The organism is Corynebacterium lubricantis DSM 45231 (assembly GCF_000379425.1).
Taxonomy (GTDB): Bacteria; Actinomycetota; Actinomycetes; order Mycobacteriales; family Mycobacteriaceae; genus Corynebacterium; species Corynebacterium lubricantis.
Genome location: NZ_KB902187.1, coordinates 43,769 through 62,478, shown reverse-complemented (window position 1 = coordinate 62,478; position 18,710 = coordinate 43,769). Strand labels below are relative to the sequence as shown.

Below are 18,710 nucleotides of genomic sequence, written 5' to 3'. Positions count from 1 at the left end.
GGTACTATGACGGACCAGAATCACATCCATTCCCACTCGGTCACGCTGAGGTGGGGTGACTTCGACCGATACGGGCACATCATGAATGCCCGTTTCGTCGAGATCGCCCAAGAAGCCCGCTACGAGTTCGCGAACGAGCATTTTGAGCGTCGCGGACACGAGTTCGCGGTCTTCGTCCGCCACATCGCTTCTGACTACCTGCGTCCGATGCTCCCGGATACAACGGAAGCCGTGGTGGAAACCCAGGTCGTGGAAATCGGCAATACGTCGTTCACCACGCGCCAGGAAATCAAGGACCGCCAGGGTCGCGTCGCTTGTGTCGTGGAAACCGTACAGGTCGCCATCGACATGTCCGTTCAGCGTCCGCGTTCCCTCACACAGAAGGAAATCGGCATCCTCACCATGGTTCCAGATTCCGATGACGAGGAAACCGGAACCGACAAGTGATCACCGAGTCGCTGACGATCACCGCCGGCGCGCCGGGGTTACGTTCTCTTATCGGGAGAACAGTGGGCTTGGACGCATCGTCGTCGGCACGCTTTTCGCAGCTTAACGACGATTACGTGGACGTTTTCGTGACCACACCTTTCGAGGTGATCGCTTCTCGTCGTGTCCAAGGTACTTGTTCGCGTGACGGAGCGGTCGTGGCAGCCTCGGATTTGCTCGAGGCGTTGAATAACAACACCGCCGAGGTTGGAGCTGCCAGGGACCCGAACTGGGCTGGTGCATTGCCGCCGAAGACTGGGTTTCAGGAACGCGAAACGTTGCCGGTGACTGTTGTCCGGGAGCTTGCGGATCAGGGACAAGAACTCGCGCGTCAGTTTTCTGGCCCACTCGGACCTCCCAAGTCGCTGCTTGATCAGACGGTGATCACGATCGATGGGGACGTAGAGATCCCGATGCGAATGATCTTTGCCTGCACCTCACTCGGCCTGATCCCTGGTTTTTCCGCTTCGATGGATATACCGCGTCACCTGCGGGTCTCCACTGTCGGGCGTTGGACGCGGCTCGACGCGCCCTATGGCAGCGTCTACCGTTCCACCCGACTTGGGCTCTTTGTCTAGCCCTGGGCTACAACAACACCCAGCCTGCAAGAGCCGCTGCCGCCATGACTGCCCATGGCGGCAGTTTCCATTGCGCGAGCCCGAGCCAGGCGACGGCAGCAATCCCCAACTTGGCGAAGTTCATGACGCCACCTGCATCCATCACACCATGCGCGAAAACTGGCGTCACCAGAGCCGCAAGGAGTAAGCCAACAACGGCCGCGTTGGCGCCTTTAAACGCCGGACGCAGAAAATCGAAGCGGTTCCAGAAGTGCAGTCCGGCAATCATGAGCAAAAATGAAGGCAGGAAGATCATCACTGTGCCTAAGATGGCGCCCCAGACACCGCCGTCGACGGCACCGAGATAGCTGGCAAAGGTAAATAGTGGGCCGGGAACAGCCTGGGCGACGGAATAACCTGCAAGGAACTCCGCCTGAGTGAGCCACCCGTTGCCCACGAAATGCGATTCCAGCAGCGGCAGCACCACGTGACCGCCACCAAAGACGAGCGCGCCTGACTCGTAATAGGCAGCGGCGCGGTCGAACCCGAGGGGGCGGAGCGCAAAAAGCAACACGAAAAACACAACGAGGCTAATGATCGCCACAGTCTGGGAGACCGGGCGGAAATTAGGAGTGTGGTCGCGCTCCTCCTCGTTATTGCGGAAGGCGATAAAGCCAATCACACCTGCTACCAGGATGACCAGCATCATGATCCACGGGCCATCGATGGTCAGTACCGCCAATGCGGCGACGACGGCAATGGTGGCCGTCAGTGCCGTGTTGGCCAGGTTCTTCGCCATACCCGATACGGCGTGGAACACAACGCCGACGGCCGCGGCGAGCAATCCCGCGATCCAGCCGGAGTCTGCGATATCGGAATTGGTGCCTAAGAACAGGCCAAATAATGCGAGGACGAGCGCAGAAGGAAACGTAAACAGGAACCAGGACAATAACATCCCGGGCCAGCTGGCGCGGTGGTAGCCCAGGGCCATGCCCACCTGTGATGATGCGGGGCCGGGAAGAAATTGGGCGAGAGCTACAACATCCGCGTAGGTGCGGTCGTCGAGCCACTTTTTCTTTTCAACGAATTCGGTACGAAAGTATCCGAGGTGTGCGGTGGGTCCACCAAAGGAGGTCAACCCGAGGTATCCGAAACTTTTTGCAACATCACCCAGCGCGCTCACGGCGAAGCTACTCCTTATTAATCATCATGCCGGCAACGCGCACCATGTGATTCCACAGGGCCTCGCGGTGCTCTTCGGATACTTCCATGTTGTCGAGGGACTTCTCCATCATGGCAAGCCACCGGCGTGCGGCTTCCGCGTCAATCTCGTAGGGGAAATGACGACGGCGCAGCATCGGGGCGCCACGCTTTTCATTAAAGGTGGTTGGTCCGCCCCAATACTGCGCTAGGAACCACTTCAGCCGGTCCTCTGCGCCATCCCAATCGTCTTGGGGATACATCGGACCGACGAGGTCGTCTTCTTTAACTTGGTCGTAAAAGCCTTTGACTAACTTGGTGAAGAATTCATCCCCACCAACGGCATCGTAGAAACTAGTGGACATAGCCCTTACATTACGGGCTATGCCTTCTCTTCGTGCGCTCCGAGTTGTAACTTCCCTTGCGGGTAGGGCAGCGGGATACCGGCTTCTTGGAGGTCATCGATGATGCGCCGGTTGAGGTGACGCTGCACACCCCACTGCTTGCCCGGCAGGGTCTTCACCGTGACCCGGAAACTCATATGGTCGATGGCAAACTCGGTGACACCATTGAGCACGGGCTCTTCTAAGACATCGGCGGCGAATTCGGAATCCTTCACCGCCGCCTTGGCGGATTTCTCAATGGTTTCTGCAGCAAGATCAGGATCGGCAACAAGTGCGACAGGTACCTGCACGCGGGCTACGGAGTAACGATCAGAGAAGTTACCCACCTGGAGGATCTCACCATTGCGGACGTACCACAGCGTGCCGTCGACATCGCGGACTGTGGTGATTCTCAGAGTGACTTCTTCGACCTCTCCCGAGATGCCGTTGACCTCGATCGTGTCTCCGACTCCGTATTGGTCTTCGAGCAGCATGAAAATGCCAGAAAGGAAGTCCTTCACCAAGGACTGGGCACCAAAACCAATGGCCACGCCAACAACACCCGCAGAGGCGATAAGTGGGCCGACGTTAATTCCTAGTTGGTCCAAAACAGCAAGGACTGCCCACGTCCAGATCACAATCGCCGCTGCGGACCGACCCACGTTGGCCAAGGTCAATACTCGCTGTTTCCGACGTTCCTCTTGGGCTTTCTGCACCGCGGTGGCCTGTTCTTCCCCGCGGCGACGCATCATCGGGAAGGCGTTGCCTTGATTCTCGATGTTGTGTCGCGCCGCACGGTTAATAATCCTGCGGGCAATCCAATGCACGAGCAAAGCAATCACAAGGATCGCAATGATTTTCGTGGGACGCTCCAGCAGCCATTCGCGGGTAGTAGGGTCATCCCACCAGGTCGACACACTGTCGACCGCGTCATTGACTGATGTGGGAGCAGTGGTGGGAGCAGTTGCCTGAGTGAGTATTGTCATTCTCCTTCTCTGTGGATTATGGGGCGGGAGCTTCGTCGTAAAGCACTCTTTTCACCCCGCAGTGTAGTCCTGCATATAATTCAACGAGCAATGAACAGCTTGGTCTATTATATTCGTGATCTCTATTTAGAAAGGGTCGCTATGACTTCCGGTTTTTCCACTGACTCCATCCACGCCGGCTACGAGCCAGATAGCCTGTACGGCTCCATCAACGTTCCCATTTACGCCTCGACGACCTTCGCCCAGGACGGGCTCGCCGAACTGCGCAATGGTTACGAGTACACACGCGTCGGTAATCCCACCATTACCGCTCTGGAAAAGACCGTCGCGGCTCTTGAAGGCTCGCAGTATGCGGTGGCGTATGCCTCTGGCATGGCCGCAATTGACACCATCTTGCGTGTGTTGTTGAAGCCAGGCGACCACATTGTCATCGGCAACGATGCCTACGGTGGTACCTACCGTTTGATCGCCCAGATTTTCAACAAGTGGCAGATCACCCATACGGTCGTCGATACCACTAAGCCTGAGGACGTGAAGCAGGCCATCCAGGAAAACACGAAGGTGCTGTGGGTGGAATCTCCGACGAACCCGGCACTAGATGTCGTCGATATTGCGGCAGTGGCCGCGGTCAAGGGTAACGCGGCTCTCGTCGTCGACAACACTTTTGCCTCCCCCTACCTGCAGAAGCCACTCGAGCTTGGCGCCGACGTGGTGGTGCATTCCTCCACGAAGTACCTCGGCGGGCACTCCGATGTCATCGGCGGTCTGGTGTGCGCAAACGATGCAGATCTGGAAGAAGAACTGCGCTTCTTCTTCGGTTGGGTCGGAGCGATCCCTTCTCCGTTCGATACGTACCTCACGGCGCGTGGCATCAAGACCTTAAGCGTGCGCATGGAACGTCATTGCGATAATGCTGAAAAGGTTGCGGAGTTCCTCGACGGCCGCGATGAAGTGGCGCGCGTGTGCTACCCAGGGCTGGAATCGCACCCGCACCACGAGGTGGCGAAGAAGCAGATGAAGCGCTTTGGTGCGATGGTGTCCGTGGTGTTCCAAACGGAAGAACAGGCGAAGAAGTTCTGTAAGTCGACCAAATTGATCTGTCTGGCCGAATCCCTCGGTGGCGTGGAATCTCTCTTGGAACACCCAGCGACGATGACGCACGTGTCGGTGGAAGGCTCAGAGTTGGCGGTTCCGCCGGAATTGGTCCGTATCTCGGTGGGAATTGAAGATATTGACGATCTTATTGCCGATATCGAGCAGGCATTGGCCCAATTGTAGGGTCCAAATGTAGGCACAGCCCGCTGGCGATCTGCAATAATGTCTAGAAACTAATTATTGTGAGTCACGTCGCGTCACGTCTTGATTGGCGGGGCAGGCCGCCTCGCTGATTGTCGGAAGGGAACCATGGCTCGCAAATCTGCCTATGTGGCCATCGCAGAAGTGCTGCGCAGACGGATTGAGACACGGGAGTATGAACCCGGCGATCGTCTGCCTGCGGAACGCGAACTCGTTGCAGAATTCGAAGTGGCGCGCATGACAATTCGCCACGCCCTCGACCTGTTGCAAATGGAAGGCCTCATCGACCGTCGCCGTGGCCGCACCGGCGGAACTTTTGTCCGCACGGTGCCTCCGATGCTGGAATTAACTCGCTTAGAGGGGATTAACCGCCAGCTCGAAGCGATGGGCATTGCACAGTCGCACCGGGTTTTAAGCCGCGCGTTCGTTGCCGCCTCGCACACGGTGGCAGAGGCGCTCAATATTGAACCCGGCGACGAAGTGTTCCAGGTGGAGGTGCTTCGTCTCATCTCGGAGGTACCCGCGATGGTGGAGGCCCTGTTCGTGTCGCAGGAATATGACTCGATTGTCGATCACTTCGATCTTTCCTCCATCGATGCGCTCTCGGTGCTGCTAGGCAAGAAGATCGATCGGCGCGAAGACGTGATCACGCCAGGCGCGGCCACGGAATACGAACGCGAAGTACTCGAAGTCTCTGGTGGTGCTCAACTTCTTCGCTTGATGCGGAAATCCTTCGTGGGCGACGAGGTGGTGTCATTTTCCTACCTCGCGATCCGCCCAGACGCGATGCAGGTCAAGGTCGTCACCACCAACTAGAGCAACCGGTAGCCCGACCCGCGAATAGTTTCGATGCGCTCGGCGCCAATCTTTTTGCGCAAACTGCGGATATAAACGTCGACCACGTTGGAGCCGGGATCGAATTCCATGCCCCACACACGCGACAACAATTGCGCCCGCGAGAGAATCTGGCCTGGATTACGCATGAAAGTTTCTAATAAGCTGAGCTCGCGCCGGGAGAGGTCCTTCCATTTGTCGTTGATTTTGACTCGCTGAGTTTTCAGATCGAGGATCATGTCATCGCGGGTAAGTTCCGCCGACACCGTTTGTCTTTCCGATAAACGTAGTCGGACGCGAGCAAGAAGCTCCGCGAACTGAAAAGGCTTCGGCATGTAATCGTCAGCACCGCCTTCGAGGGCGCGCAGTCGGTCGTCGAGGGAGGTGCGCGCCGTCAATACGATGACCGGCACCGTCACCCGCAATGCGCGCAGCTGCGTCAACACGTCCGCGCCGTCCATGTGGGGGAGACCGAGATCAAGGATCATCAAGTCGAAATCCCCGGAGCGTGCCATGACAAACGCTGCTGGACCCGACTCCACAACTTCGCACGAGTAACCAGCCGCGATCAGACCTCGCTTCATGAAGTCAGCGATACCGCGGTCGTCTTCGGCAATGAGGATCGTGCTCATGATGTCTCCTTGAAAGTTTCAGGTCGTGAAAGCGGGACTTCGATACCGAAGACGGATCCGAGTCCCACAGTCGAATCAACATAGGCGCGACCGCCATGGGCCTGTCCGATAGCGTGAACAATCGACAGGCCGAGACCAGCTCCGCCAGCACGCGCCTGGTGGTGATCACTGCGAGAGAATCGTTCGAAGATGGGCGCGCGTTCTTCCTCTGGGATACCCGCTCCGTGGTCGCGCACCCAGAATCGCACGAGTCGCTCGTCGTTATCTGTGATAAGCGTGCTGCCCAATTCGACCGGGCCTGTCGAATATCGCAGCGCATTGCTTACAAGCTCCAAAACGGCCTGGGTAATGCGCTCAGCATCGAGGAAGGCTTCGCCTTCAGCTACTTCGACTAGCTGTGCGCGGGGGTTGAGGGTGGTGGCTTTATCGTCGATGGCGATGGTCAGTTCGCCGAGGTCGACGGGTGCCGTTCGCACAAAATCGTCGGAATCAGCCACGGTCAACGTGAGCATATCGTTGACCATGCGCGCCATCCGGTCAAGCTCGGCCATGCACAATTCAATCGACTTCTGTTTGTCTTCCTCGCTGGAATGGGGTAGCAGTTCGAGTTGCCCGCGCACGACGGTAATCGGGGTGCGCAGTTCGTGGCCAGCATCGTCGACGAATTTCCGTTGGTCGCGGTACGCGGTTTCGATGCGGTCGAGCATCGCATTAAAAGTGGTGGCGAGTTGGCCGATCTCGTCGTTCGATTCCACCGGCACGCGTTTGGTCAGGTCCGAATTGCTTATCGACGATGCTACCTGCTGCAGTCGCTTCAACGGTGCCGTAATTTGGCCGGACATCATCCATGCCAGCACGATGGAAGCCAATAGGCCGCCGGTAGAAATGAGCGAAATCCACAGTGTTCTGGTGGTGACCTGGTCGCGGGAATTAGAGGTGTCGAACAAGATGGTGAAGTAGTCCGAGTCATTGATGCTCACCCGCGCCCAATGCGTATTGTCGGAAACTCCTGTTGCCGCAGCACTGTGCAGAATCTCGTGCACCAAGGGGTCGTCGTGTGCGATTGGCTCGGGCCGATTGCCGGACAAACTGGAGTAATCCAATTGCAGCATCTGCCCGCCAACAAAACCCAGCAGCACTTCGTCGTCGGTGGGAATTTGTCGGGACAAATACGTTTCAATCAGCGCCTGTGAGGACGCAAAAGGCGCGCCCGTAGCGGGGTCGAGCCCTTCGGAAGCGAACCGATTAAATTCTTCAGCTTCTTGTTCTACCGCCCGATTGGCATTGTCGATGACTTGGCCGATGGAGAATGCTCGCGTCAGGATGACCACGACGCAGAGCGTTAGAAAAACGACAAGGGTGGTCCAGGTGACAACGCGAAAACGCAGGGAGGATCTGCGATTGGGGGCTTTAGTCGTCATCATCCCCGTCATCATCCCAATCGTCATCGTCCCAGTCGTCGTCCCAGTCATCCCAATCGTCATCATAAGGCTGGGAATAGACTGGGGCAGGAGCAGGAGGAATGTAGTGCTGCTGAGGCTCAGGCGCGGGCGCAGGCTCGGGTGTGGGTTCCGGCGCAGGTTCAGGGACTGGCTCTGGCGCAGTTTCTGGTACTGGCTCCGGCACTGTTTCCGTCACGGAAGTCGTAGAGGACGCGGAGGTCTGGGGCGCAGAGCTGGAAGTCTCCAACGTCACATGTGCGGATTCCTCGCTGACCTGAGGGACTCGATTGTTGTTAGCAAGAGCGGTGCCACCTGCGACAACCGCCAATAGCAACGCCAAAACGAAAAGAATCGGTGCAGATTGTCGCAACGAGTTCATGGTGGCGCCCCTTGTTTTCTGTAGGTGGGTGAATAATACCGATAATTGTCACCCACCGACATGAGACCGACGTGAAACGATTATGAAGATCTCTTCATCTCGTGGTTTTCGTCGACGCTTCTGTTGCGCAGGCTCCGTGCTACCTTGTCCTGCTCCTCCGAAATAATGCGGCGCAGACCATTCGGCAGTTCCTTTGCCAGAAGATCATCCGCCTTGCCCAACCCCTTCAAGCTGATGTCCCACTTCGGGTAAATGCCCACCAGGGTGCGCTGCGCCATCTCCGAGGACAACGAATCCCAAAGCGTCTTTGCCTTCTCGAAGTAGACATCCGTGAATTGGCTGAGACCCTCTCTGTTAAAGGTCAGACCGTCCATCAGATAGCGCGTCTCCACGTTGCTGCGCTCCCCCGAGATGATCTGCTCGTAGGCCCATGGCTTATCGACGACCGCCTGCGTTCGCAGCTTCGACATCGCTCCAGTGGAGGACGGGTCCTTTTCCTGCTCGATCGCGGTGAGCTCGCGGTCGCCGCGGGCAATGAGTGCGGTGAGTGCCAGCCAGCGAACTTCCTGGTTATCGGAGGTTTCTAGCAGTTGTGAAAGATGTGCAGCCGAATCGTCGTCAAGCGGAAGGCGTGCGAGAGCTCGGTCGAAGATGACTGCGGGCTCGGTGCCGCGGAACGCCTTATTGAGCATGGCGAAGGCCTTGTCGCGGTGCTTGCGCGAGACGTAATTCTTCGCGGCAAGTGTGGCCTGGCCGGCAAGGCGCTCGAGGACGGAAGGCTGGTCTTCGGAGCCGATGAAGCGGGAGACCAAGCGGACGAACTCGATGGCAGGGAGATTTCCATCTCGGGTGTCCTGCCACAGGGCGGACCATGCCAGGGTGCGCGGCATTGGGTCGGTGATGTTGCCCAGGTTGTTGAGCAGAAAGTCACGCTGTTTCGCACTGATTCCCATGAGGCAATAGGTCAGATCGTTGTCGTTAACCAGAGCCAGGTCGTGCTCAACGCCGGCGAACTCAGGGATCTCGGTGCGCTCGCCTTCGACGTCCACTTCGGTGTAATGGGTGCGTACAACTTCGTCACCTTTAAGCGAGTACAGGCCCACGCCGATACGGTGGGTGCGCTGCACGTCGGAATCCTGCACCACGGTGAAGCTCGAATCGGAGATTTCCGGGGTGAGGTGTGAGATGCCCGTGGTTTTCAGCCACTGATCGGCCCAGGTAGACAGGTCGCGGCCCGAGGAATTCTCCAGCGCGCCGAGCAGATCCGCAAAGGTAGCGTTTCCGAAGGCGTGATTCTTGAAATGCTCGCGCACGCCGGCGAAGAATGCATCCCGGCCGACGTAGGCCTGAAGCTGCTTGAGCACGGAGGCACCCTTGGCGTAGGTGATGCCGTCGAAGTTCTGCTCCGCAGTCTCAACATCAGGCGCGTCGGTGGAGATCGGGTGGGTCGACGGCAGTTGGTCCTGCTCGTAGGCCCAAGCCTTTTCTACATTGGCGAAGGTGACCCATGCATTGGAGTACTCCGTGGCTTCGGCCTGAGTGATGGCCGCGGACCAGGTGGCAAAGGATTCGTTGAGCCACAGGTCATCCCACCAATTCATGGTCACCAGATCGCCGAACCACATGTGTGCCATCTCATGGAGAATCGTTTCGTTGCGACGCTCGTACATGTACGGGGTGGTCTCTGAAGTAAACACATATTCGTCGCGGATCGTGACTGCGCCGACGTGCTCCATGGCACCCATGTTGAACTCGGGGCAGAAGATCTGGTCGTACTTGGTAAAGGGGTACGGGGTGCCGAAGTTCTCGTGGTAGTAGCCGAAGCCTTCCTTGGTTTCGCGGAAGAGTCGCTCGGAATCCATGTGTTCGATAATTGATGCGCGAGCGTAGAGGCCGAGCGGGATGTCCTTGTGCTCGTCCGAATAAGTGTCGTGTACGGAAGCGTACTCGCCGGCGATGAACGCAATCAGGTAGGAAGACAGCGGGTAGTCAATCTCACAGGAGTGCGTGGTGCCGTCCACGGTAGTTGGCTCATTTAAGACAACGGTGTACTTCTCGGGAGCATCGACGCTGATGGAATAGGTCGCCTTGATATCGGGCTGATCGAAGCAGGCAAAGACTCGGTGCGCATCGGCTGGCTCGAACTGGGAGTACAGGTACTCTTTTTGGTCCGCTTGGTCGACGAAACGGTGCAAGCCCTCGCCGGTGTGCGAGTAGGGGATGGTGGCTTCGATGACCAAGGTGTTGGCGCCCTGGACGGGGGTGAACACGAGTGATTCCAGGGCTTCGTCGTTAAGCGAAGCGGTGAATGCGTCGGCGGCGAGGTCGATGGAGACCTCTTCCGCGGAGCCGGCTTCGAAGGTGACCGTGGTGCGGGAGACAAAGTTCTCAGCATCATGGATATCCAGGTGGATGCCGTAGTGCACGTTGCTGATCACGCGTGCACGCAGGGCAGCATGATCGCGGGTTAAAGATTTTGTGTTCATGGATTCCACTGTAGCCATGAACGCTCTCAGGAATATTAACCCCCTGGCGAATGTTTAGGAGGCTGTAAGATAAAAGCGATTGCTAGACAGAGCAGTCCCACTGTCGTGGACAGTGCTGGATAGAGCAAACTTAGAGAAAATTGTCTGGAGGACAATACCCATGGCTGAGCAAGTAACTTTCTGGTTCGACGTATCCTGCCCGTTCGCGTGGAAGACGTCGCGTTGGATCAAGGAAGTTGAAACCGTCCGCGACATTGAGGTCGAGTGGACCCCAATGTCTCTGTCGATTCTCAACGAGGGCGCAGACATTCCAGAAGATTACGCCAACAAGATGAAGGCAAACTGGGGCCCAGCCCGCGTCTTCGCGAAGGTCAAGAACGAACAGCCTGAGAAGGTCGGCGAGCTCTACACCGCCATGGGTACCCTCGTGCACACCCAGGGTGAGGGTGGCAAGAGCGACTTCGGCGGCTACGACGAAGTAATCAAGAAGGCTCTGGCTGAGGTTGGCCTCGACGCTTCTTACGCAGATGTTGCTAACACCGAGGAAATGGACGAGGACCTGCGTGCTTACCACCAGCAGGGTCAGGACGCTGTCGGCGGCGACGCAGGTACTCCAGTGGTCAAGGTGCGCGACAACGCATTCTTCGGCCCAGTGATCACCCGCTTCCCAGAGGGCGAAGAATCCGGCGAGCTCTTCGACGCATACGCCACCCTGGCTGGCTACTCATACTTCTTCGAGGCAAAGCGCAACCGCTTCGAGATGCCACAGAACTAGGTTGTAAAAACACCGCTACTTGTGCGCGCATGCTTAACGAGGTGAAGTAAACTCGCTTAACATGCGCGTATATCTTGGAGCAGATCATGCAGGGTTCGAACGGAAGAACGAAATCGCCGAGCACCTGAAAGCCAACGGCCATGAGGTAATTGATTGCGGAGCGTTCGTCTACGACGCTGACGACGATTACCCAGCATTTTGCATTGATGCAGCACAAAAGACAGTTAACGACGAGGGCTCGCTCGGCATCGTGCTGGGTGGATCCGGCAACGGCGAGCAAATCGCAGCCAACAAGGTCAAGGGAGCGCGTTGCGCCCTCGCTTGGTCTGTGGAGACAGCAGGTCTTGCCCGTGAGCACAACAATGCACAGCTCATCGCCATCGGCGGGCGGATGCACACCAAGGAAGAAACCTTCGCAATCGTTGACGCTTTCTTGGATGAGTCCTGGTCAGTAGCGGAGCGCCACCTGCGCCGCATTGACATCTTGTCCAAGTATGAAGAAACCGGTGTCGCTCCAGAAGTACCTGGAGCATAAGAACTGCATCAAGACATTTGGGCTGGACCTGCACAAGCAGGACCAGCCCATTTTCTATTCCTTCTCGTTGGGATGCGACCCTAGGCGACCAAACTCGCCCTCGTCGAGGCCGATGATGCCTTCCATTTCCGCGCGGGTGAGTTCGAATCCGAAGATGTCAAAGTTTTCTTCCATCCGTTCCCTGTGTGTGGTCTTCGGAAAAATGATGGTTCCATTTTGGATGTGCCACCGCAAAATGACCTGCGCCGGGGTGACTCCGTGGGCCTCGGCGGGATCGGTGATCTCTGGGTAGTCCTCGGGATCGAATTGGAACTTCGCCAGTGGCGCCTACGCCTCGACGGCGATGCTGTGCATTTTCGCGGCATCGACGTCTTTCCACTGCTGCAACCAGGGGTGGAGCTCGATCTGATTGACCACTGGAGTCACATCCGATGCCATTTCGAGTTTGTCCAAGTGCTTGGGAAGGAAGTTGCAGACACCAATGGACTTGGTCAGACCCTTATCGCGTTGTTCGACCATTGTCTTCCACGCTTGAACGTACTTGTCGCGGGAGGGCACTGGCCAGTGAATGAGGTAGAGGTCCACATAATCAAGGCCGAGGCGCTCCAAGGATTCTGCGAGGGCTACTTCGGCGTCCTCGTGGCGATCGTTCCACAATTTTGTGGTGACGAAGATGTCCTCGCGCGGGATTCCAGATTTTGCGATGGCTTTGCCGACGCCTTCTTCGTTGCCGTAGGCCGCGGCAGTGTCGATGTGGCGGTAGCCCACTTCGAGGGCATCGGAGACGACCCGTTCAGTATCGTTCGGGTCGACGACAAAAGTGCCAAAACCGAGCTGGGGAATCGAATGACCGTCGTTGAGTTCGATGCGAGGAACCATAGGATGTCATTTTACTCCGCCGGGTCAAATTTGGATACGCATAAGGCCGGTGCGGATCTCTCCGCACCGGCCTATTGCTAGGACTAGGAAAGGCTTCTAGAAATCAAAGCCACCGAAGTCGAAGCCGCCGCCCATGTCTCCACCGAAGTCACCGCCGCCGAAGTCACCTCCCATGTCTCCGCCCATTTCGCCACCGGCATCACCCATTTCTCCGCCCATGTCGCCTCCCATATCACCTGCTGCGAATTCTTCAGCGGAAGGAGTGCCAGCCATGCCAGCGAACATGGCCGAGAACATCATCATGGAGCTGGCGGTCCACATGCCGGTCATCATTGCCGGTGCCCACCAGGCTGCGGAGTACCAGCCAGCAGGGACCGGACGACCTGCAACATTGCCACCAGGGTAGTAATTCGGTGTTTCATCCGTAGCTACCGGCGATGCAGTCAACGTGGTGCCGTCTTCCTGCTGGATCGTGCGGCGCTCGGTGACCTTACCGGCGCGACGCTGGCCCTCCAGCTCTGGCAATTCAGGTCCCGGGGTCATGCCCATGATCTCGCGAGCTGCGTTGACGTAATGCATGCCCTCAAGTGCCGACTCGCGAGCGAGCTGAGCTTGCTTGACGGTCGTTGCCGAGGAAAGAGCGGAAGCTGCGGAGTTATAGCGCTCCGAGGCATCAGCCATAGCCTGAGTGGAGGCCGCGTCTTCGCCCGAAATGGTGAGAACCTGATTTCCGAGACGATCAACCCAGCGACGTGCGTCTGCGATGGCATCGTCGAACTTCACCTGTTCGAGTTCTTGCTGCTGCTTCTTATCTTTCCTAGAGTTGAAGAACCAAACGGCGCCGCCCGCGATCGCGAGCAAGACGAGGATATCCAGCATGTCACATTCCTTGTACTGTGGGGTACATAAATTTCTTATCTTCCACTCTAACGGTGCGGAGTGCGAAATGGTTCCCACTCGTGGCAGCTCGGGCGATCCAGCACGCATTTTGGTGAATCGGGAAGGTATGCACTAATGTCTTTGAGTGCGTGATATCACGACATGGGAATGTCGTATAGTGGCTAATACCTCAGCCTTCCAAGCTGAAGACGCGGGTTCGATTCCCGTCATTCCCTCCAATTTTTCGCCGGTTCTCCTCGTAGGCCGGCGGTTTTCGCATTTCGCTTAACGACGATTGCTTACCCCCAGTCATCGGCTCGATAAATTGCTGGATCAGCGCCTTAACCTCGGGTGATGGCAGTGGATTCCAGGTAGCCTAGGTACGCACATTGAGATCGTTTCCCGGAGGCATCGACGCCATCAAGCGGTACCCGTGAACCACACATCTACGGACATGAAACGCTGGCGGATGTTGAGGCAGAGCAACCACGAAGGCGATCTCATCGATGTGTTGCATCGTGCGCGGGGCACTCACCTGGGCTGTGTGATTAACCCGGGAGGGTTGACGCACACTTCGGTGGCGCTACTCGATGCCGTCAAAGCCTCCGAGCTGCCTACTGTAGAGGTACATATCAGCAATCCGCACGCTCGCGAAGCGTTCCGCCACCACTCATATCTCTCCCACGCCGCGATCGCCGTGATTGCCGGCGCAGGGACCGCAGGATACCGCTATGCGGTAGACATCCTCGCACATCACGAAAATTAGAAAGACACACCATTGCACAGCATTCTTCTTGGACTCATCGGTGAGGGACTCGATCTGTCACGGACTCCCGCCATGCACGAGGCGGAAGGCCTCGCGCAGGGACGGGCGACGGTATACCGCCGCATTGACACACTGACACCGCGCGCACAAGGGCGAGAGCTAAAGACGCTTCTCGACGCAGCCATCGCCGCCGGTTTCAATGGCCTTAACATCACACACCCTTTCAAACAGGCGGTGCTTCCTCTTCTCGACGAGGTGTCCGAACAGGCCCGACAGTTGGGAGCGGTAAATACTGTCGTGATTGATGCTGACGGTCACACGACCGGACACAACACCGATGTGACTGGTTTCGCCCGTGGATTGGCAGAAGGGTTGCCGAACGCGAAAATGGACACCGTGGTCCAAGTCGGAGCCGGCGGTGTGGGCAACGCCGTGGCGTATTCCCTGGTGACCAACGGTGTGCAGACGCTGAAGATTGCTGACCTCGACCCGACTCGGGCGCAGGCATTGGCCACCGTGATCAATAACGCCGTCGGACGCGAGGCAGTCGTCGGGGTGTCCTCGGCTGGAGTCGAGCAAGCCATCGCGGAAGCCGACGGCGTGGTCAATGCGACTCCGATGGGCATGGTTGCCCACCCCGGTACGGCATTCGATGTCAGCTGCCTGACGTCTGATCACTGGGTGGGCGACGTTGTGTACATGCCAATTGAGACGGAGCTGCTGCAGGCAGCACGTGCACGCGGCTGCGAAGTTTTGGACGGCACTCGCATGGCGATCCATCAGGCCGTGGACGCGTTTAGGCTTTTCACCGGGCTCGAGCCGAGCGTGGAGCGCATGCGCGAAACATTCCTGGCGCAGTAGCTAAATTTTCGTATCTGCGATGATTATTTTTACCCTCTGAGCTGGCGATTTCCTTTTCCTGTCAGGTTGTGGGTAAAGTACTTCAAGTACCGCAGGTACGAACAAAAAAATACGGGGCGTGGCGCAGTTTGGTAGCGCACCTGCTTTGGGAGCAGGGGGTCGCAGGTTCAAATCCTGTCGCCCCGACAGTATTGAAAAGGAACTTTCCGGCAACGGAGAGTTCCTTTTTTGTTGTCCGCACAAAGCGGGCGGGGGCAATCGTCGTAAAGTGGAAGACTCCAAGCGACCGTGTGTGCTACAGGGACCCCAAGTGAGCGCGGTGTCTTTTGGCTTCTGTAGAATCAGGCAAGTACGTTTCAACGGGTTCTAAAAGACTCAAGAAATTTACGGGGCGTGGCGCAGTTTGGTAGCGCACCTGCTTTGGGAGCAGGGGGTCGCAGGTTCAAATCCTGTCGCCCCGACATCGGGACGGCTATTTCCTGATCGGGAAGTGGTCATCCGAGACATTCGTTTATCCATCGAACATATCCAGGAGAGTTACTCGTGAAGACTTCCGTCGAGAAGCTCAGCGATACCCGTGCGAAGCTGACCGTCAACGTTCCATTCGAGGAACTCGGTTCGGAAATTGATCAGGCTTACGCATCTGTCGCTCAGCAGGTCACCATTCCAGGCTTCCGCAAGGGCAAGGCGCCACGTCAGCTGATTGACGCGCGCTTCGGCCGCGGCCCAATCCTGGAGCAGGTGGTCAACGACATGCTGCCAACTCGCTACGAGGCAGCATGCGTGGAGAATGACCTGAAGGTCATTGGCCAGCCAAACATCGAGGTCACCCAGATCGAGGACAACGAGTTCGTCGAGTTCACCGCTGAGGTTGACGTTCGCCCAGAGATCACCGTGCCAGACTTCTCCACCATCGAGGTTGAGGTCCCAGCCATCAAGATCGACGATGAGGCTATCGACGAAGAGCTGACCTCCCTGCGCGAGCGCTTCGGTGAGCTCAAGGACACCAAGCGCAAGATGAAGACCGGCGACTTCGCCATCATCGACCTGGAAGCAACAGTCGACGGTGAGACCGTTGAAGAGGCAACCACCGAGGGCTTGTCCTACGAGGTCGGCTCCGACGACCTGATCAAGGGCCTGGACACCGCGCTGCGCGGTATGAAGACCGACGAGGACAGCGAGTTCACCGCTGAGATGCAGACCGGTGAGCACCAGGGCAAGGAAGCCACCATCAAGGTGCACGTTCAGCAGACCAAGGAGCGCAAGCTTCCTGAGCTTGACGACGAGTTCGCGCAGATGGCTTCTGAGTTCGACACCGTCGAGGAGCTGCGTGAGTCCACCAAGAGCCAGCTGGAAGACTCCAAGAAGGCACAGCAGGCTTCCGATATCCGCGACGAGGTTCTGAAGGCAGCTCTGGCTCAGTCCGAGTTCGCTCTTCCTGAGTCCATCGTGGACGAGCAGGTTCACAACCAGCTCCACCAGCTGCTGGGCCAGATGGCTCACGACGAGAACGCGCTTGCTCAGATGCTTGAGGCACAGGGCACCACCCGCGAAGAGTTTGACAAGCAGTCCCGCGAGCAGGCTGAAGAGTCCGTGCGCACCCAGCTGTTCCTCGATGCTGTCGCAGAGGAAGAGGAGCCAGAGGTTTCCCAGCAGGAGCTCACCGACCACATCCTGTTCACCGCGCAGTCCTACGGCATGGATCCCAACCAGTTCGTCGGCCAGCTGCAGCAGTCCGGCCAGATCGCGAACCTGTTCGCTGACGTGCGCCGTGGCAAGGCTCTGGCCGCCGCGATCTCTCGCACCACCGTCAAGGACGATGAGGGCAACTCCATCGATCCTGACATCTACTTCGGCGAGACCGAGGAAGACGCTGAGGCAACTGAGGCTGAGGCACCAGAGGCTACTGAAGGTGGCGCAGACAAGGAGTAATCCTCCTTTTCTCGGGGCTTTAAGCCTCTGAAGTTTGAGGGCCGTTCCCGCTTTAATCGGCGGGAACGGCCTTTTCTATGCCATTTTCCAGAGGCATTATTGCTTTTTCCGACAAACACATTTTAGTTGCTTGCATTGAGTGGTGACGGGGGTTACACTCGTGGGAACTGCGCGATACGAATCACAATTCGTAGGCGTGAATAACCACTAGCTGCAAAGGAATGCACATGCAAGACATCTACATCGTGAACGGGGCGCGCACCGCCATTGGAACCTTTATGGGCACCCTGTCGAACGAGACCCCAATTTCTCTTGGCACCATCGTGGCCAAAGAAGCAATGTCGCGCGCCGGAGTAGATCCAGCGGCGGTGGATAGCTCCAACTTCGCCAACATTGTCATCTCGGAGCCGCGCGACCTCTACACCTCCCGCGTAGTTGGCCTCGATGCAGGTTTGCCGCAGTCCTCCCACGCAGTCGGCGTGAACCGTCTTTGTGGCTCCGGTGTGCAGGCCATTGTCACCTCTGCACAGAACATCATGACGGGCGATTCCGAGCTCGCCATTGCAGGTGGTACCGAAATCATGTCCAAGGCAATCTACTCCGTGCGTGGTATGCGCAAGGGCCAGAAGATGGGCCCTGGCAAGTTGGATGACTGGCTCACCGGCGCGCTCTCCGATCCGATGGGCCACGGCCACATGGGCATTACCGCGGAGCATGTGGCTGAAAAGTACGGCCTCAGCCGCGAACGCCAGGACGAATTCGCTCTGCTCTCCCAGACTCGCGCGGCAGCTGCCATCGAGGCGGGCCGCTTCAAGGATCAGATCGTGCCTGTGACCGTGAAGGGTCGCAAGGGCGATGTCGTTTTCGATACCGACGAGCACCCACGCGCTTCGAGCATGGAGTCGTTGGCTAAGCTGCCAGCAGCTTTCCAAGAGGGTGGCTCCGTCACCGCAGGTAATGCCTCCGGTATGAACGACGCGGCAGCAGCAGTCGTTGTGGCGTCCCAGACCGCGGTGGATTCCCACGGCCTCGAGCCCATGGCACGCATCGTGTCCTGGGGCTTCGCTGGTGTGGATCCCAAGTACATGGGCTGCGGCCCCATCGAGGCCGTGCCGCGCGCACTGGCCAAGGCAGGCCTCAAGCTCGACGACATTGATCTGATTGAATCCAACGAAGCCTTTGCCGCTCAGGCACTCGCAGTCCAGGACGGTCTTGGTTTGGATCCGGAAAAGACCAACGTCGACGGCGGCGCGATCTCCTTAGGTCACCCCATCGGTGCCACTGGCGCGATCCTGACAGTGAAAGTGATCCACCGCCTGAAGGCAGACAACCTGCGCTACGGCCTGGTCACCATGTGTATCGGTGGCGGCCAGGGTATCGCTTTGATCGTGGAGGTTTAAAC

General features: G+C 57.7%; 17 protein-coding genes, 3 tRNA genes and 2 pseudogenes. 13 read left to right on the top strand and 9 right to left on the bottom strand.

Features of this window, described 5'->3' with window-relative positions; translation table 11 throughout:
• Positions 1-6: 6 nt before the first annotated feature.
• Positions 7-447 carry an acyl-CoA thioesterase gene (locus A37O_RS0104470; RefSeq protein WP_018296298.1) on the top strand — a complete coding sequence of 147 codons (441 nt, stop codon included), beginning with the start codon at positions 7-9 and terminating at the stop codon, positions 445-447.
• Positions 444-1,064, top strand: a complete 621-nt coding sequence (locus A37O_RS0104465; RefSeq protein ID WP_018296297.1) for a DUF8185 domain-containing protein — start codon at positions 444-446, stop codon at positions 1,062-1,064. The genes A37O_RS0104470 and A37O_RS0104465 overlap by 4 nt, the downstream gene beginning before the upstream one ends.
• A 7-nt stretch (positions 1,065-1,071) precedes the next feature.
• Here the strand turns inward: A37O_RS0104465 and chrA are convergent, their stop codons facing one another.
• Genes chrA through A37O_RS0104450 form a run of 3 tightly spaced genes read right to left on the bottom strand, consistent with a single transcriptional unit; the run spans position 1,072 to position 3,612 of the window.
• Complete coding sequence (gene chrA, locus A37O_RS0104460) at positions 1,072-2,226, bottom strand: chromate efflux transporter (protein ID WP_018296296.1); 1,155 nt, start codon at positions 2,224-2,226, stop codon at positions 1,072-1,074.
• A gap of 7 nt (positions 2,227-2,233) precedes the next feature.
• On the bottom strand, positions 2,234-2,608 hold the full coding sequence (locus A37O_RS0104455; protein ID WP_018296295.1) for a globin: 375 nt from the start codon (positions 2,606-2,608) through the stop codon (positions 2,234-2,236).
• A gap of 17 nt (positions 2,609-2,625) precedes the next feature.
• Complete coding sequence (locus A37O_RS0104450; RefSeq protein WP_018296294.1) at positions 2,626-3,612, bottom strand: mechanosensitive ion channel family protein; 987 nt, start codon at positions 3,610-3,612, stop codon at positions 2,626-2,628.
• Positions 3,613-3,753: 141 nt separating this feature from the next.
• Here A37O_RS0104450 and A37O_RS0104445 point away from each other — a divergent pair, with 141 nt between their 5' ends.
• Positions 3,754-4,890 (top strand): cystathionine gamma-synthase, encoded by a 1,137-nt coding sequence (locus tag A37O_RS0104445; RefSeq protein WP_018296293.1) that lies wholly within the window; start codon positions 3,754-3,756, stop codon positions 4,888-4,890.
• Between the two features lie 126 nt (positions 4,891-5,016).
• The gene (locus A37O_RS0104440) at positions 5,017-5,724 is read left to right on the top strand and encodes a GntR family transcriptional regulator (protein WP_018296292.1); all 708 of its coding nucleotides are present in this window, start codon (positions 5,017-5,019) and stop codon (positions 5,722-5,724) included.
• Here A37O_RS0104440 and A37O_RS0104435 read toward each other — a convergent pair.
• The 4 genes from A37O_RS0104435 to pepN all read right to left on the bottom strand — a co-directional run bounded on the left by A37O_RS0104435 (position 5,721) and on the right by pepN (position 10,681).
• The gene (locus A37O_RS0104435; RefSeq protein ID WP_018296291.1) at positions 5,721-6,374 is read right to left on the bottom strand and encodes a response regulator transcription factor; all 654 of its coding nucleotides are present in this window, start codon (positions 6,372-6,374) and stop codon (positions 5,721-5,723) included. The two genes, A37O_RS0104440 and A37O_RS0104435, sit on opposite strands and share 4 nt — an antisense overlap.
• Positions 6,371-7,822 (bottom strand): sensor histidine kinase, encoded by a 1,452-nt coding sequence (locus A37O_RS0104430; protein WP_245533789.1) that lies wholly within the window; start codon positions 7,820-7,822, stop codon positions 6,371-6,373. The genes A37O_RS0104435 and A37O_RS0104430 overlap by 4 nt, the downstream gene beginning before the upstream one ends.
• Entirely contained in the window at positions 7,785-8,195 is a 411-nt protein-coding gene (locus tag A37O_RS0104425; protein WP_018296289.1) for a hypothetical protein, read from the bottom strand. The genes A37O_RS0104430 and A37O_RS0104425 overlap by 38 nt, the downstream gene beginning before the upstream one ends.
• 80 nt (positions 8,196-8,275) lie before the next feature.
• Complete coding sequence (gene pepN, locus A37O_RS0104420) at positions 8,276-10,681, bottom strand: aminopeptidase N (RefSeq protein ID WP_018296288.1); 2,406 nt, start codon at positions 10,679-10,681, stop codon at positions 8,276-8,278.
• 160 nt (positions 10,682-10,841) lie between these two features.
• Here pepN and A37O_RS0104415 point away from each other — a divergent pair, with 160 nt between their 5' ends.
• Together A37O_RS0104415 and A37O_RS0104410 are read left to right on the top strand one after the other, a co-directional pair.
• Positions 10,842-11,456: a mycothiol-dependent nitroreductase Rv2466c family protein gene (locus A37O_RS0104415; protein WP_018296287.1), complete on the top strand. Its 615-nt coding sequence runs from the start codon at positions 10,842-10,844 to the stop codon at positions 11,454-11,456.
• A gap of 61 nt (positions 11,457-11,517) precedes the next feature.
• A complete protein-coding gene (locus A37O_RS0104410; RefSeq protein ID WP_018296286.1) occupies positions 11,518-11,991 on the top strand; it encodes a ribose-5-phosphate isomerase in 474 nt (157 codons plus the stop codon).
• Between the two features lie 54 nt (positions 11,992-12,045).
• Here A37O_RS0104410 and A37O_RS15645 read toward each other — a convergent pair.
• Positions 12,046-12,870, bottom strand: a pseudogene (locus A37O_RS15645) (aldo/keto reductase).
• A 96-nt stretch (positions 12,871-12,966) separates the two neighbouring features.
• Positions 12,967-13,749: a hypothetical protein gene (locus A37O_RS0104400; protein WP_018296283.1), complete on the bottom strand. Its 783-nt coding sequence runs from the start codon at positions 13,747-13,749 to the stop codon at positions 12,967-12,969.
• Positions 13,750-13,913: 164 nt separating this feature from the next.
• Here A37O_RS0104400 and A37O_RS0104395 point away from each other — a divergent pair.
• The 7 genes and pseudogenes from A37O_RS0104395 (at position 13,914) to A37O_RS0104365 (ending at position 18,708) form a co-directional block, all read left to right on the top strand.
• A tRNA-Gly gene (locus A37O_RS0104395) sits at positions 13,914-13,988 on the top strand.
• A gap of 187 nt (positions 13,989-14,175) precedes the next feature.
• Positions 14,176-14,515, top strand: a pseudogene (locus A37O_RS14635) (type II 3-dehydroquinate dehydratase); the annotation flags it as partial.
• Positions 14,516-14,587: 72 nt separating this feature from the next.
• Positions 14,588-15,376: a quinate/shikimate dehydrogenase (NAD+) gene (locus A37O_RS0104385; RefSeq protein ID WP_018296281.1), complete on the top strand. Its 789-nt coding sequence runs from the start codon at positions 14,588-14,590 to the stop codon at positions 15,374-15,376.
• Between the two features lie 112 nt (positions 15,377-15,488).
• Positions 15,489-15,562, top strand: a tRNA-Pro gene (locus A37O_RS0104380).
• 201 nt (positions 15,563-15,763) lie between these two features.
• Positions 15,764-15,837: transfer RNA gene (locus A37O_RS0104375), tRNA-Pro, on the top strand.
• An 82-nt stretch (positions 15,838-15,919) separates the two neighbouring features.
• Positions 15,920-17,308, top strand: a complete 1,389-nt coding sequence (gene tig / locus A37O_RS0104370) for a trigger factor (RefSeq protein WP_018296280.1) — start codon at positions 15,920-15,922, stop codon at positions 17,306-17,308.
• Positions 17,309-17,535: 227 nt separating this feature from the next.
• Positions 17,536-18,708: an acetyl-CoA C-acyltransferase gene (locus A37O_RS0104365; protein ID WP_018296279.1), complete on the top strand. Its 1,173-nt coding sequence runs from the start codon at positions 17,536-17,538 to the stop codon at positions 18,706-18,708.
• The last annotated feature ends 2 nt before the right edge of the window (positions 18,709-18,710 follow it).

Excerpts from the sequence above, each read along its gene's own strand:
- A37O_RS0104470 (WP_018296298.1), top strand. The coding sequence starts at position 7 with ATGACGGACCAGAATCACATCCATTCCCACTCGGTCACGCTGAGGTGG.
- A37O_RS0104455 (WP_018296295.1), bottom strand. The coding sequence starts at position 2,608 with ATGTCCACTAGTTTCTACGATGCCGTTGGTGGGGATGAATTCTTCACC.
- A37O_RS0104450 (WP_018296294.1), bottom strand. The coding sequence starts at position 3,612 with ATGACAATACTCACTCAGGCAACTGCTCCCACCACTGCTCCCACATCA.
- A37O_RS0104445 (WP_018296293.1), top strand. The coding sequence starts at position 3,754 with ATGACTTCCGGTTTTTCCACTGACTCCATCCACGCCGGCTACGAGCCA.
- A37O_RS0104440 (WP_018296292.1), top strand. The coding sequence starts at position 5,017 with ATGGCTCGCAAATCTGCCTATGTGGCCATCGCAGAAGTGCTGCGCAGA.
- A37O_RS0104435 (WP_018296291.1), bottom strand. The coding sequence starts at position 6,374 with ATGAGCACGATCCTCATTGCCGAAGACGACCGCGGTATCGCTGACTTC.
- A37O_RS0104430 (WP_245533789.1), bottom strand. The coding sequence starts at position 7,822 with ATGACGATTGGGATGATGACGGGGATGATGACGACTAAAGCCCCCAAT.
- A37O_RS0104425 (WP_018296289.1), bottom strand. The coding sequence starts at position 8,195 with ATGAACTCGTTGCGACAATCTGCACCGATTCTTTTCGTTTTGGCGTTG.
- pepN (WP_018296288.1), bottom strand. The coding sequence starts at position 10,681 with ATGAACACAAAATCTTTAACCCGCGATCATGCTGCCCTGCGTGCACGC.
- A37O_RS0104415 (WP_018296287.1), top strand. The coding sequence starts at position 10,842 with ATGGCTGAGCAAGTAACTTTCTGGTTCGACGTATCCTGCCCGTTCGCG.
- A37O_RS0104410 (WP_018296286.1), top strand. The coding sequence starts at position 11,518 with ATGCGCGTATATCTTGGAGCAGATCATGCAGGGTTCGAACGGAAGAAC.
- A37O_RS0104400 (WP_018296283.1), bottom strand. The coding sequence starts at position 13,749 with ATGCTGGATATCCTCGTCTTGCTCGCGATCGCGGGCGGCGCCGTTTGG.
- A37O_RS0104385 (WP_018296281.1), top strand. The coding sequence starts at position 14,588 with ATGCACGAGGCGGAAGGCCTCGCGCAGGGACGGGCGACGGTATACCGC.
- A37O_RS0104365 (WP_018296279.1), top strand. The coding sequence starts at position 17,536 with ATGCAAGACATCTACATCGTGAACGGGGCGCGCACCGCCATTGGAACC.